Raw genomic sequence first — 14,786 nt, forward strand, 5'->3', positions numbered from 1 at the left:
CCAAAACGACATGCTTCAAGATTCTAAAGAAAAACGTACCTACGATGCCATTGTGATTGGTTCAGGAGCTTCAGGAGGCTGGGCCGCCAAGGAGCTTTGTGAGAAGGGATTGAAAACCCTCGTCCTCGAACGAGGCCGTATGGTTCGTCATATTGAAGACTATCCCACTGCCTCCAAAGCTCCCTGGGAATTTGAATTCCGGGGAGTAGTCCCCATCGAGAAAAGATCCGGAGTTGGTGCGGCCAACTGGAGACGGGAGGAAACTATGCATTGGGCATTAGCTGAAGATGAGCAACCCTATATCGAGGAAAAGCCCTTTCGCTGGTTCAGAGGCTACCATGTAGGAGGCAAATCCCTGCTTTGGGCCCGGGGCACCCAGCGTTGGTCTGATTTTGATTTTGAGGGACCTGCCCGGGATGGCTTTGCGATCGATTGGCCGATTCGATACAAGGACATGGAGCCTTGGTACACCTATGTGGAGACTTTTGTGGGTTTTGCCGGAAGTCGGGATGGCTTGGATGTATTGCCGGATCAGGTGGTGCAACCGGGATTTGAGCTCAGTTGTGTGGAGCAGTATTACAAAGAGAAGCTCAAGGAATTCTATGGAAATGATAGGCACTTGGTGCAGGGGAGATGTGCGCACCTTACTGACCCTCAGCAAATCCACAAGGATCAGGGCCGGAATAAGTGCCAAAACCAAAACATGTGTAACCGAGGCTGTGTGTATGGTGGGTATTTTTCTGCCAATGCATCTACCTTGCCTTGGGCAGAGAAAACCGGGAATCTGACCATACGGCCTGATTCTGTGGTAGAGTCTGTGCTTTACGATGAGCAGAAGGGAAAAGCTATCGGAGTTCGGGTCATTGACCGACACACCAAGGAGGCGATTGAGTTTTATGCTAAAGTGATTTTTCTCAATGCTTCTACGCTGAACTCCAATGCAATTCTGCTCAATTCCAAGTCTTCCAGATTTCCGAATGGATTGGGAAATGACAATGGCTTGATGGGCAAATATATTACCTGCCACAATTATCGGGGAAGTGGAAATGCCACGTTTGAAGGATTTCAGGATAAGTTTAACGACGGTAAGAATCCTGGGCATGCGTATGTTCCGAGGTTTCGAAATGTGTACCGCCAAGAAACAGATTTCTTGAGAGGATATGCGATCGGTATGTCGGCCAGCCGGCAATTGGACGGCAATGGGGAATTGATCGGGGATGCCTTGCGGGACAACTTGCTCAATCCCAAGTACGGGCTTTGGAGTATGGCAGCTTGGATGCAGGGGGAAATGGTCCCTGAGGAGTCCAATCATATCCGATTGAGTACCGAGGAAACCGACAAATACGGAATTCCTAAAATCATCATGTCAGTGGAGTGGAAGGAAAATGACGACAAGATGACCCGGGATTTTGTGGAGCAACAAAGCGAAATGTACGAACGCATGGGCTTCAAAAATATCAATGTCGTAGATCGAGGAAATCCTCCCGGATCAGATATCCACGAAATGGGTGGAGTTCGAATGGGAAATAATCCCAAGACCTCTCTGCTCAATAAGTATAATCAACTGCATGCCTGCAAAAATGTCTTTGTAACCGACGGGGCCTGCATGACCAGTGCCAGTACTCAAAACCCAACTTTGACCTTTATGACTTTGACAGCCCGGGCGGCCAATTATGCCGTGGAGGAGTTGAATAAATTGAATTTGTAATTGGTCAACGGTCCACGGACGACAGTCAACAGCCAGTCAATTCTATCCATATAGAGCATGATCTGAATTGGCCTCATCGAATGAAGTTCTCATAATTCGGCAGTGGACCGTGGACTGTCGACAGTTGACAAACCTTAAAACCTATGAAAAAGACCCTTTTCTTAATTCTCCTTGCCTTTGTTTGGATGTTTATTCCTACGAAATCCCAGGCCCAAAAGAAAGGAGACCCTTTGTTCCAAGCTCCATTGGGAATCGCCTCCTATACTTTTCGAAACCACTGGAAAAACGGAGTGCCAGAGACTTTGGATATCATTCAGCAAATGGGTTTTGTCGAGTTTGAAGGAGGAGCACCTCAGGGAGTATCCCCCGAGGAATTCAAGCAAATGCTGGCGGATCGGGGAATTTCCATTCCGTCCACCGGAACCGGATTTGAGCAATTGGAGTCAGATTCTCAGGCGGTCGCAGACCGAGCCAAAGCATTGGGGGCCAAGTATGTCATGTGTGCCTGGATTCCGCATAAGCGTGGACAGTTTTCCAAGGAAGATGCAGATCGAGCCATTAAGGCATTCAATGCCGGGGGAAAAGTGCTGAAAGAGAATGGCATCACCTTCAAATATCATGTTCATGGGTACGAGTTTCAGCCTTATGAAGACGGGACGCTTTTCGATTACTTGGTAAAAAATACTGACTCCAGATATGTGTCTTTGCAAATGGATGTGATGTGGACCCACTTCGGCGGGGGAGATCCCGCTGCTTTATTGAAAAAATATGGAAAACGATGGGTGTCTCTTCACTTAAAGGATTTCAGAAAAGGAGCCCCTAAAGACATGACCGGGTTAACCGGTCCAGAAAACGATGTGGCTTTGGGTCAGGGAGAATTGGACTTTCCGGCGATCCTTAGGGAGGCCAACAAGATTGGCATCAAACACATGTTTATCGAGGACGAAAGCGAGCATGAGTTGGAGGCATTGCCGAAAAGTATCGCCTATTTGAGGAGTTTGAAATATTAAGGTTTTTGAAGATTATTTTCGCTCAAAGAGATTTGTAATCAGGATCCCAACTTTTCCAAAGTATGGAACTTTGGAAAAGTTTCAATCCGAAAACCTTCCGCTATTCGGGATTTGCAATATCGAATTTCCAATCGTTGGATTTGTAATCCGAAAAAGATTCAACTCACCAACTTAAACCCATATCCCCGCACATTCAGGATCCGGATTTCCGGATAGTGAAAGTAAATTTGGATCCCTCTCCAAGCTTTGATTCCAAAGAAATCTGACCTCCCAGAAATTCTACCGCTTTTTTCACGATGGCGAGGCCGATACCCGTACTATCAGAATCTCCTTTAGGATTTATTTTTTGAAACATGATGAATACCTTTTCCCAATATTCTGGATCAATTCCAATCCCATTATCTTCGACGGTAAACACCCAAAAATCAGATGACTCATTGCAGCTAATATTGATGACTGGAGGGACATCTGGTTTGGAATACTTGATAGAGTTGGATAGAAGATTGAGAAATATCTGAAAAACGGTGGTTTTGTAGGAATAAATTTCGGGGAGATCCTGAAAAAGGATAGTGGCATGACTTTCCCGGATAGGTTTTTTGAGATAAAGCTGGATCTGTTTTAGGAGTTTGTCTGTAGAAAAAGACTCCTTTTTTTCGTCAGTATTCCCAATTTTGGAATGCTCCAAAAGATCAAGGATAATCTTTTGCATCTGCATAGCGCCATTTTTTGCAAAATGGATGTATTGATGGGCTTTTTTATCCAATACATTTCCATACTTGAGATCCAAAAGCTCCATAAAACTGGAAATCATCCTGAGAGGTTCTTGCAGGTCATGGGAGGCGACATAAGCAAATCGCTGGAGTTCCTCATTGGAAATGGCTAGTTCGTGGATTTTATGTTCGAGCTGATCATTGAGTTTTCGGAGTGACCACTCCAACTCTTTTTGATTGGTGATGTCCTGGATAGACCCTACAGTCCGGATGATTAAGCCCTCTTCATTTCTTATGAGAAAAGATCTACAAGATACATAGGCTATTTCCCCGTTCTTTTTTATAATTCTCAGTTCAATAAGCCAATTGGTAAGATTGGATTTTTTGGACATAAACCCAGAAATGTCCTCCAAAACCCGGTCTTTGTCCTCTGGATGTATGATTTCAAAAAGTTTGGTCAGTGATAGATCGGCAGGTTCGTATCCAAATAGCTGCTGAAATCCCTCTCCAAAATAGGTAGTTTTCTGAGTGAAGTCATAATCCCAAATCGCGTCATTTGTAGCTTTGGTAGCCAATTGGTACCGTTCAAAATTCTCAGCAGATAAGCGCTTGCTCTCCATCAGCTCACTGATATCTTGTCCGATTCCCAAAATTGCTGGATTCCCGTGGTATTGGATGAGTGATGCTGAAAAATGGACAGGAAAGCTTTTGCCGGTTTTAGAGTAAATTTCTAGGACGATTTCCACATTTTTCTTCTCTCCCACCTTCTTAATTGCTTTTTGGATAGCTTTCTTGAATTTGGGATGGAAAAAATGTTCAGGAGACATGTCTTGGATTTCTTCGGGACTAAAACCTGAAATATGCTCCAAATGTGAATTCCAAAGTAGGAGATTCCCGTCTAAAGAGAACAAAAACAGGGCCCCGGGAAGATTTTGAATCAAAGAATTGTTTAGGATAATCTGATCGTTTAGCTCCCTGGAAATTTCCTTTTCCCGAGTTATATCTACCATCAACCCCTGAAGTTTGTGGGCTTTTCCGGCCACCGATATCACCTTGACACGGTCATTGAGCCAGATCGTTTTTCCACTTCGGGTTTTAAATCGATAATCAAAAGCGTGATCTTGTTGTTTTTGTGTCTTCAAGTGGCAAAAGTTGATAGCAAAATCTCTATCCTCCGGATGGATGTGATTTTTCCAGAATTGAGGGTCTCCAAGCCATTCTTTTGCAGTGTATCCAGTGATTTTTTCAACCTGAGGGCTGACAAAGCTGAACTCAAATGTAGTTGCATCTGCTTCCCAAAAAATCCCATCTAGATTTTCTATCAAAGACTTATTTTTTACCTGCTCATCTCCAAGCTTAGCCTGTGTCTCCAATAAATGAGTGATGTCTTGAAATGCTCCCGAAAGAACATTTTTCCCTGTTTCAGGATGCAAAGTCCAAATTGCTTTGGAAAGAACCTTGATGAAAGTTCCATCCTTTTTGATCAACCGCTTTTTGAGATAATATTCCTTTGAATTGACCAGTACATCATTCATGTGATCCAGGGCATTTTGACGGTCATCAGGATGGATTACTTCCAAACCTTTTTCAAATGTGACCTCAAATTCTCCTGGGGAATAACCTAACATTTTAAAAACACCTGGAGACCAGAATAGTGTTTTCTCTTCCAGATTAAGTTCCCAAGTTCCAGACTGGGTAAGCTCTTCTAAAAGATTCCTTTGAAAAGTGTTTTTCTCTTGATTTTTCATAAATGAATAGTCAAAATATTTCTACAAAAATTGGGATAAGTAATTTAAAATTTTGTCCTGAAAAAATCATCAAAGCCTATTCTGATAACCTGTTTCGAAAAGTAAAAAGAGGGGAAATTGTTTATTTCTGGAGTTAAAACTTTAAAATTCCCAGAAAACAATTTGTCAAGGGAAACTGAATAATTCAGTCTATCAAGGGTAAGAAGGTTACCGAGAAGTTTGAAAAATTATAATGAGAAGTGGAAGGCTAGGCTTACTTTTCTATTTCTGATTTAATAAGATCAAGACTTTTCCAAAGTTCCAAACCTTGGAAAGGTTGTATTCCCTCAACACACCAACTTAAACTCCGCTATTCGAGATTTGCAATCTCGATTTCCCTATCGATGGTTTTGTAATCTAGAAAAGTTTCAACACACCAATTTAAACCCATATCCATGGTCGTTCAGCATCTGGATGGTGTTTCATTGCGAAGTTTAGTGAGGAAGAAATCAATGCTTTTTGCGTAGAAAAAGTCATTCTAACTTTCGGTAAAGAAATAAAAAATCGCATTTTTAGTTTTATATCAATGAGAATTATAAGTAAAACTAATACGGTCCCGGTCTTATGGAGAAAGTATCGAAAAGGTTGGCATTTAAAATCTTAAAAGAAGTGTTTCTGCGAAATGGCTATGTCAGGATAAAAGACGAATCAAAGCTAAAAGAACTTGGATCTCAAAAATATAAACAGGGCTACGAAGTAAGGCTTATTGCCAAGGACGAAGCAGAGTTGGAACGCATACGAACTGCCATTTCCGTCTTGGACTTACATGTAGCCAAATCATATCTCAATGGAAAACAGTTTGTTCAGCCAATCTATGGCAAAGAGGTTACGAGGAAATTTGAAAAGCTTAAGCCAAAAAAAGAATCGGTTTTATGAGTTGAAATTTAAGTTCTTAGTGATTCGAAAGTGCTAGCTTTTTTTATAAACTTTTCCAAAGTTCCAAACTTTGGAAAAGTTTGATCTACTCAACACACCAACTTAAACCCGTATCCCCGTACATTCAGAATCTGGATTTTTGGGTCTTCCTGCAGCTTTTTGCGGAGTTTGGTGATAAAGACATCCATGCTGCGGGCGTTGAAAAAGTCGTCCGATCCCCAAATGACTTTCTAAAAAATACCCATAAATCCTCAAAGGTTAATAAAAGAAAATTAAGGGAATGGTCCCTTTTCTAAATCTAAAACTCTCGGGTTTTCCCTAAATGATTTCAAGCAATTTCTTTGATAAAAAACAAACTGAAATTCCTTTATAAATATTTCAATAAAAATTTGTTCGTTTTCAGTTAAGTTGTTTAATTCAACCCATTCTTTAATAATGATTAATTTTAAGATTATGTACACACAATCCCCCCCCCCCCCTCCATTTTGAATGGAATTTTGTAAGAAAAGGGAAAAGATTTTTCCCTGAGATCGTGTCCGGTTTGCTGTTTTTTTCGTGCAGCGAGATGGAATCGTTGCCTGATAGCCAGCTTGAACTGGAGGCTAAAGCTGAGAAACTGGGTTTAGATCCCAAAGATCCCGGTTTTAGATTTGCTTCTGCTTTGTCGAGCGGATTGAAAGATGAGGCCGTGAGAAAGTTTGTCTCGGAAAACATCCAAGACCAGTTTGACGGAGATTTGAACTTTCTGTATTACACGACCAAGGGTAAATCACTTGGCGGACCCAATTCAAAGTCCATCACCTTTGAGGAGGCTTTGTTTGGAAGTCAATCCAACTTTAGGACGACAGAGCCTTCCTTGGAATTTGATCCGCTGATGCAAGTCGCATTAAGAGGTCCTGAGGAGCAGCTCATTGATTTTTCTGAAATTGATGAAGGAATTTCGGTATTGTACATTGCACCGGGTCAGGATTTGAAATCAAATCCAATCGTTCCCATGATTACCGAAGGTGGAGAAGTGTCCGAGTGGGACATCAGAACTGTACCGGCCACACCAGTTTTGGTAATCAGCCAAAATGAGCGACTGGTCAAAGTTCCCAAAAACCCTGCAGCCCGGATCCAAAGTGGAGATGCCTGTCTGCAGAGTGCTACTCCTTATTTCAGCGATGATATAAATGACTATTACTTTTATACGGATTACTACTGTGGTGGAGGAGGTTTAATTGATAATCCTCCGGGAGGAGGTAGTTCTACTGGATGTGACCGAGATTTAAATTCTAATTGGGAAAGGATAGATCGGGTCAGATTTACTACCATGGAGGAATTGAATGAAGCTTCGAACTGGGCAGATGGTGCCCCGGAAGTTTTCTTTATCGTCTTTACCGGCTCGAGTCAACCAAATTTAGCTCAGGTGAAAAAATTTATTCCGAAAGTAGATCGGAGTAAATGGAAAGACTGTAGCGTTTTTAATTGCAAGACCGAGTGGGTTTTTCCTAATAACTTAGAGGTTTTTAATTGGGTAAAATTGGATTATTCTCAGACTATCACCATACAATGGTACGAGTATGATCCCGGCGATTCAGTGACCGAAGAGAGGGAATTTACTTACAAGGACCCAATAACAGGGATCGAGTACACTAGAACTGAAACCGTGGTTACTTCCGATAACGATGAGTATTTAGGCATGACTCCTGTAGAATATTGTAATGATGCTACAGGTACAGATGCTAAAATGTATACAACAGGTAAAATAGATTTTGTGCTAAGGATAGACTAATCACATGAAGATTAGAATATTGATCTTATTGTTTCTTGGATTAAACCTTGAAACCTTGGGGCAAAACTTAAAATTTGGGATTGCCACTGGGAGAGAATACTCGTTTAGTAATTCGGTAGTTCAAATTGATTCAGTTTCTGTTTTTGAGCAAACCGAGAAGGGAGATTATTTTTTGATACCATTCGTTAAAATTGAATGGCCGCTATCAGAGCGATTTCATACCAGCTTTGGGGTTCAATATTATAGATCTTACCTGTCTCTATTGGCAAGTTATTCATCTGAATCATTTCCTAAACATATCCCATATATAACAAAAGGAAGGGTTACAACCACCTACAATTTCGAATTTCCTGTGGGTATAAGCTATGTCCTAATCAAAAAGAATCAATTCAAATTATTCTTGGAATTAGCAGCAGTTCCCGTCCGTTCAATTCAGGATTTTGAGCCCTTCAAACTCGAAGTGCCACAGGGAATAGACTGGACTCAAGAAATACTGGATGTAATTAATGCTGTAGAAACCATCCCCAATCCCTTCTACATGAACTATCAGTATGGGATATCGATGGAGTATAAGCGTTTTGGATTGACTCTCTTCCGATCAGAGAACATGAGTCGATCAATCAGTACGGATTATGAGCTTTATGGTCAGAGTTATAATTTTCAAAGGAGAATTCAATCGATAAGGTTAGGACTATATTATTCCCTTGGACTGAAAAAAGAGAAAGATTGATCTCCAATATTTTAAATAGGAAGACCTGAAGCCTCCTTAGTTTCAGGTCTTTTTTGTTTGGGGTCAACTTTTTCCGCTATTCGAGATTTGCAATCTCGAATTTCCTATCCATGGATTTGTAATCCGAAAAAGCTTCAACACACCAACTTAAACCCATACCCCCGTACATTCAGAATCTGGATTTCCGGGTCGTCCTGGAGCTTTTTCCTGAGCTTGGTTATAAAGACATCCATGCTGCGGGCATTGAAAAAGTCGTCCGAACCCCAGATTTGATTTAGAATCAATGTTCGATCGGTGATGTCGTTGGCATTTTCCAAAAGCATCTGGAGCAGTTGGCTTTCCCGGGCTGTTAGGGGAGTCTCAGTGTCATCGATTTTGAGCAGTTGACGAGTGGGATGAAATTCATACTTACCCACTGCAATCCAGTCGCTTTGATTCTGCCGGGTTCGGAGTCGATCCAAATGGGCTTTGATCCGCACGATCAGTTCCTCCATGCTGAAGGGTTTGCGTACGTAGTCATTGGCACCCAAGCCAAAGCCTTTGACGACATCCTCGGTCTGGCTCTTGGAAGTCAGGAAAATAATGGGTGTGTAAGGGTCGGTTTTTCGGATTTCAGTAGCCAACGCAAATCCATCCTTTTTGGGCATCATCACGTCCAAAACCAGAATATCAGGTTTATCCTGATGGTAGCTTTCCCAGGCTTTTTCTCCATTTTCACAAAGCCTGACTTTGAAGTCCCGACTCTCCAAACTTTCCTGAATGATCATGCCCAAGGCCATTTCATCCTCGGCTAGCAATACTTTGACTTTGCTCATGGCCAGTAGGTGATAAAGGTGGTGGAGTTTTTCCCGGTTTCCAGTTCGATCTTGCCTTCGTGCTTTTCTAGGATCTTTTTGACATAATAGAGCCCTATTCCAAAACCTTTGACATCGTGCACATCCCCTTTTGGAATTCTGAAGAATTGTTCAAAAACGCGTTCTTTTTGCTCCGAAGGGATATTCCCCCCATTGTCATAAATTCGGATTTTGTTCATTCCATTTTGATCCAGGCAGATTCGGATTTCATTTCCTCCGTACTTCACTGCATTATCCAGAAGGTTTGAAAGTGCATTTTCGAAGTGAAAGGGGTCGGCGTGAATGGCTTTAAGTTGAGCCGGAAGAATCAAATCGATTTTCTTTTCAGGACTCAAGGTCTGGAATTTCTGGACGAGTTGTCGAAGAAGCGGTTCAAGGTTAATCGATTCTTTTTTTAAGGTCAACTGGTCAGTATCCAAGGTGGCTGTTTCCAAAAGCTTCTCCACCATTAGGTTGAGTTTATGCATCTGGGACTTCGAAATGCCCAAATATCTCGAAGTCTTCTGAGGATCATTTCCCGGATTAAACTGCTCAATTCCTTCAATTGCCGAAAGGGTCGTGGCAATGGGGGTTTTGAATTCATGGGTAATATTGGAAATCAAATCCTGTTTGATTTCTGCAATTTCCTTTTGGTTTTTGATGGTTTGGTAGAGGTAGAAAAAGGCAAATCCGATGATTCCCAGAAATAGGAATGAAACCAGAACCTCAATAGCTCCCCGCCTGAGGATCGTGGAGGCGGTATTTTCAAAGTACATGACCAGGCTCTGTCCAGCGGGCAGAAAGGTGGATCGGGAGGCCGTCTGAAAAGGCATTTTCGGATTAGCTGCCATCCTGATGCTGTCCTGATCTTTTTTTCCGGTGAGGTGAATCAGCCTATAGTCGATGCTGATATCTCGCCTAGTCAATTCCTCAAAGAGAAACTGGTTTATCTTTTCAAAATCTAAACTGTCGCGGGTAATGGAGATGATGATTTTACTCGTCAAAAACTTAAGCTGATTGATGCTGTCGGCCTGATTTCGGCCAAAGAAGATGTTGAGATCGTTTTTTCGGTCCACCGCAATTCTCCTCGAAGAATCTACAATGACTAGATTGGAATTGGTGTCGCTTTTGATTTCTGACCAGAATAGGGAGTCAAACCCACCTTTTTCTCCTTTTTCCAGTGCTTGAAAAATTTTATGGCTTCCTGAAACTCTTTCCAAAAAGTCGGATGCACTATCCACGGAATTAATTCTTACTCGGGTGATTTGAGCTCGAGAAGATACGCTGTCCGGGATTTTAAAAGGCTCTGAAGCCTTGAAATCGGTGAAGGTCACCACATCCGTTCTGGCGAGTTCGGCATAATAGTTTTCCAATGCATTGTCCAGACTTTCCTGAATATCATTGGTAACTTGACTTTGAATGATTTCAAACTGGTTGAGCATTCTCCAAGATTGGACTCCGATCGCCACTACGAGAGTTGCTCCGATTAAAATCCCTATCCTTTTGAACTCCAGTTTTTTCATGAGAGAGTATTTTCTATAAGCTCGTACTTGAAGGGTATAGTCTAGCTGACCGAAATATCTACCTTCGAGTTCACGATGCTAAATTACAGGCAATTACATAGGGATAAAACTCAGCTTAACACTCGTTAACACTGCTTAACTCAGAGTTTTTGATCCTTGATGTTGATTTGTAAGGTAAATCCAAAAATGCTATGAAAACGAAAAATGTACTCTTGGCTGTGTTGCTCTTTTGGGGAGCAACTTTCAGCGAATCCCTAGCCCAAGGAATCACTGGAAGGGCTTATTATAAATCATCTTCATCTTTCAGGTTTGAATTGGATTCTTCCAGAATGGCTCCTGAGCAGATGGCAGAGATCAAAGCCCAGCTCAAAAAGCAGATGGAAAGAGAATATGTCCTTTCATTCAATCCTATCGAATCCAATTGGAAGCAAGTAGAAAGTCTGGGTGGAGGACCAGCCACCGCATCTTCCGGAGGCATGCAGATTGTGATCAATGACGGAAGTGCTGACCGGGTTTTGTATAAAAACATCGCCGAGCAATCTTACGAGCAGGAGCAGGAGATCATGGGAAAAGAATTCCTGATCAAAGACAGTCTAGAGCCTGCTGAATGGGAACTCACCGGAGAAACCAAGAAAATCGGCAACTATACTGCCCAAAAAGCTACCTATTCCAGAATCGTGGATTCCCAACGATTTTCAACTGGGATGACCGAAATGGAAAATGTCAAAGATACCATCCAAGTGACGGCTTGGTTTACCCCTGAAATTCCTGTTCCCCATGGTCCTGAAAACTTCTTTGGTTTGCCGGGATTGATTTTGGAATTGCAAAGCAGCGGACGAACGCTTATCTGCGAAAAGATCGAATTGAATCCTAAAAATGACCCCGTTGCAATCGTCAGACCCAAGCGGGGAAAGTCAGTCAGTCGGGAGGAATTCCGTGCCATGCAGGAGGAAAGCATGAAGCAAATGATGAACCGCTACCAAGGCAAACCTGGAGAAGGAAATCAGTTTACGATACGGATAGGGAACTGAATTTAGAGGCAAGAAGCTAGAGACAAGACTTTAGACACAAGTAGCTGTATTCGTTGCTTTCTCGAGGGAAAATTTCAGCTTTCTCACTTCAAATTTCATACTTAACCAGCTATGCTTTTTTCAAAAAGACTGATCCTTCTTGCCTTTTTCTTTGGCTTTGCTTTTTCGGCCTTCGGCCAAAGTAAACCCCTCATCGGGCAGGTTCTGGATTCTCTGAATCGGCCCATTCCCTATGCCAATATTGTAGCAATCAACCAAAGCACCCAGAAGATCGGGGGCTTTGGAATTTCCAATGAGGAGGGAAGGTTCAAAATCACCCTAAACCCCGGCGCTGAATATCTACTCAGAGTTTCTTTTGTGGGTTTTAGGCAATTTGAAATGCTCATCAAAGAATGGGATTCCGAAACTCCCATGCTGGTGGTACTAGAGCAATCCGATACCGAATTGGGATTGGTGGAGGTCGTTTCGGAGCTGCCCGTTACCATGAAAGGCGACACCCTGACCTACAAAACCGATGCATTTACCACCGGAACAGAGCGGAAGCTACAAGATGTCCTGGAAAAGCTGCCGGGCTTCCAAGTGGATGAAAATGGAGAAGTGAAAGTTCAGGGGAAAAAGGTGGACAAAGTCTTGGTGGACGGAAAGACTTTTTTCGACGGTGATACCAAATTGGCGACTAGAAATCTCCCAGCCAATGCGGTTGACCGGGTGCAGGTGCTGAAAAATTTCAATGAAATTGCCCCTGTCCGGGGACTGGACAATGACGAGACCTTAGCCTTGAATATCCAGCTGAAGGAGGGGAAGAAAAACATGGTTTTTGGGGATTTGACTGCCGGAGCTGGGCCTCAGCAGCGATACCTTGCTCATGCAAATGCCTTCTATTACGCACCCAAGTTAAATATCAACCTAATCGGTGGCTCTAACAACGTGGGAGAACAGACCTTTACATTGCAGGATTATTTTCGCTTTAGTGGAGGAATGGCCGGTCTGGGAGGGAGGTCAGGTTCAAGAGTTCAGTATAATCCGGATGATTTGGGGATTCCCATGGCCAGTCGAACCAATGCCTTTGATCTACAAACGACCCTAGGGGCATTGAACCTGAATTTTACTCCCAGCAAAAAATGGAGACATACCGGATTCCTGATCGCTTCCAGTTCGGACAATCAATTGGGTAGCAATTCTTTGAGGACTTATCTGAATTCCGGGGAAAATACCCAAGAGACTTTGAATTCTACCAGCCAAGTGGAGAATAAATCCGGCTTGGCCAAATATGCACTTACCTATACACCCAAGGAGGAAACGTATCTGAAATACAGCTTTTTTGGGAAGCTTTCTGAGATTCAAAACAGTAACCTTCTCAATTCAAGATTCGGGGATTTGGATCAAAATATTGAAGCTTTTAATTCCCGAAGCCCATACAGCTTGCAGCAAAGGCTGGATTACTATCATGCTCCCAGCGCGAGGCACGTTTTTTCCTCAGAGGTTAACTGGGAGAAGAAATTCACGGATCCTTTGTATGAATTGGCCACTAACCGAAAGCCGCTACTAGGGTTATATCCGGTCATGGATGCGGATGCCTACAGGTTTTTGCAAAATCAGGAAATCCATTCCCAAACCTTGGAAGGCGCCCTGAATTACTACTATATCCTCAATCCGACCAACCACTTAAACTGGACTTTGGGCTATCAAAATCTCTCCCAAAACCTTTTGGGAAGGCTGAGTCAGGAAGGTTCCTCAGAAGAGTTTGAGGATTTTGACAATGACAATGAATTTGGATTTCAAGATGCCTACATGGGTATGACTTGGAAGACCAAATGGGGAAAATGGATCTTCAGTCCTTCGGCTTACCTACACCGATATACCTGGAAAGACCAACAGTTGGGTGATGAAAATACCTGGCAAAAAAACTTGGCTTTACCAGGCCTTTATGCCAAATGGAATATCAAATCGAACAAATCCCTAACGTACCGATTCCAAACTGAGGCAAATTTCATGGACATCCAAAAGCTGGCTCAGGGACTTGTATTGCAGGACTACAATGCGGTTTTTCAAGGTAATCGAATGTTGGACAATGGAGTTTTTGCCAACCACTCTCTGAATTACAATCATTTTGACATGTTCTCAGGTTTGACGCTTTTCGGGAATATGAATTACCAAAGAAAGCGGAATGAAATCACGACAACCACAGACTTCTCCGGAATTAATAGGCTCTTGACATTGATGAATGTAGAACCAGTGAATGAATCCCTAAACGGTGATTTGCGTCTGGATAAAGCTTTCAACAAAATGAAGTTTGAACTGGGCGGGAGATGGAATGCATTTAAAACCAACCTGTTTCTGGATGAATTGCCTACCCAAAACCGTCAGTTTTCCCAGACCTACGACACCAAGTTGACCACGACCTTTTTCAAGGTTTTGGAAGTGGATTTCGTATATTCTTTTTCTGCCAACCGCTACAATTCCGGCAATGCCCAAAATACCTTCACCACGCATAGCCCCAAGCTGGATATCGACTTGGATATTTTCAAAGGGCTAAAGCTGAAAGCTGATTATACCTACAACACCTATCTCAATCAGGCCACTGCCACCCAGAGTGATTTTGATTTTCTGAATGCATTCCTGATTTATCAGGGAAAGAAAAGTCCTTGGGAATTTAAATTGTCTGTTTGGAATATTCTGGATACCCGAGCCATCCGAAGAGACAGCTTCTCCGAAAACCTGATCAGTACTTTCTCCTATTTGGTCCAGCCAAGGTATGGATTGCTGACAGTGAAGTATGATTTGTAAATGGAATTGACTCCTTG

At 42.5% G+C, this 14,786-nt stretch carries 10 protein-coding genes and 1 pseudogene; 7 read left to right on the forward strand and 4 right to left on the reverse strand.

Annotation, left to right across the window (positions count from 1 at the left end):
• Positions 1-10 precede the first annotated feature (10 nt).
• Positions 11-1,708, forward strand: coding sequence for a GMC oxidoreductase (locus tag G458_RS0106740; protein ID WP_026951227.1), 1,698 nt, complete (start codon positions 11-13; stop codon positions 1,706-1,708).
• Positions 1,709-1,851: 143 nt separating this feature from the next.
• The gene (locus G458_RS0106745) at positions 1,852-2,718 is read left to right on the forward strand and encodes a sugar phosphate isomerase/epimerase family protein (protein WP_026951228.1); all 867 of its coding nucleotides are present in this window, start codon (positions 1,852-1,854) and stop codon (positions 2,716-2,718) included.
• A 193-nt stretch (positions 2,719-2,911) separates the two neighbouring features.
• Here G458_RS0106745 and G458_RS21365 read toward each other — a convergent pair whose 3' ends face one another.
• Entirely contained in the window at positions 2,912-5,176 is a 2,265-nt protein-coding gene (locus G458_RS21365; RefSeq protein ID WP_051287088.1) for a PAS domain-containing protein, read from the reverse strand.
• 603 nt (positions 5,177-5,779) lie between these two features.
• Between G458_RS21365 and G458_RS0106760 the strand changes: the two genes are divergently transcribed.
• Positions 5,780-6,091, forward strand: coding sequence for a hypothetical protein (locus G458_RS0106760; RefSeq protein WP_026951229.1), 312 nt, complete (start codon positions 5,780-5,782; stop codon positions 6,089-6,091).
• An 89-nt stretch (positions 6,092-6,180) separates the two neighbouring features.
• Here G458_RS0106760 and G458_RS21640 read toward each other — a convergent pair.
• Positions 6,181-6,318: pseudogene (locus G458_RS21640) on the reverse strand (winged helix-turn-helix domain-containing protein); the annotation flags it as partial.
• 338 nt (positions 6,319-6,656) lie between these two features.
• Here G458_RS21640 and G458_RS0106770 point away from each other — a divergent pair.
• Entirely contained in the window at positions 6,657-7,865 is a 1,209-nt protein-coding gene (locus tag G458_RS0106770) for a hypothetical protein (protein ID WP_026951231.1), read from the forward strand.
• Positions 7,866-8,265: 400 nt separating this feature from the next.
• A complete protein-coding gene (locus G458_RS21770; RefSeq protein ID WP_157359721.1) occupies positions 8,266-8,595 on the forward strand; it encodes a hypothetical protein in 330 nt (109 codons plus the stop codon).
• A gap of 134 nt (positions 8,596-8,729) precedes the next feature.
• Here the strand turns inward: G458_RS21770 and G458_RS0106780 are convergent, their stop codons facing one another.
• Both G458_RS0106780 and G458_RS21370 read right to left on the reverse strand, forming a co-directional pair.
• Positions 8,730-9,410, reverse strand: a complete 681-nt coding sequence (locus G458_RS0106780; protein WP_026951233.1) for a response regulator transcription factor — start codon at positions 9,408-9,410, stop codon at positions 8,730-8,732.
• Positions 9,407-10,951 carry a sensor histidine kinase gene (locus tag G458_RS21370; RefSeq protein ID WP_051287090.1) on the reverse strand — a complete coding sequence of 515 codons (1,545 nt, stop codon included), beginning with the start codon at positions 10,949-10,951 and terminating at the stop codon, positions 9,407-9,409. Before G458_RS21370 ends, G458_RS0106780 begins: the two co-directional genes overlap by 4 nt.
• A 191-nt stretch (positions 10,952-11,142) precedes the next feature.
• On the opposite strand from G458_RS21370, the gene G458_RS0106790 reads away from it, so the two are divergent.
• Together G458_RS0106790 and G458_RS0106795 are read left to right on the forward strand one after the other, a co-directional pair.
• A complete protein-coding gene (locus G458_RS0106790; protein WP_026951234.1) occupies positions 11,143-11,982 on the forward strand; it encodes a GLPGLI family protein in 840 nt (279 codons plus the stop codon).
• Between the two features lie 111 nt (positions 11,983-12,093).
• Positions 12,094-14,769 carry a TonB-dependent receptor gene (locus G458_RS0106795; RefSeq protein ID WP_026951235.1) on the forward strand — a complete coding sequence of 892 codons (2,676 nt, stop codon included), beginning with the start codon at positions 12,094-12,096 and terminating at the stop codon, positions 14,767-14,769.
• Positions 14,770-14,786: the final 17 nt, after the last annotated feature.

Source organism: Algoriphagus mannitolivorans DSM 15301, from assembly GCF_000429425.1.
Lineage (GTDB): Bacteria > Bacteroidota > Bacteroidia > Cytophagales > Cyclobacteriaceae > Algoriphagus > Algoriphagus mannitolivorans.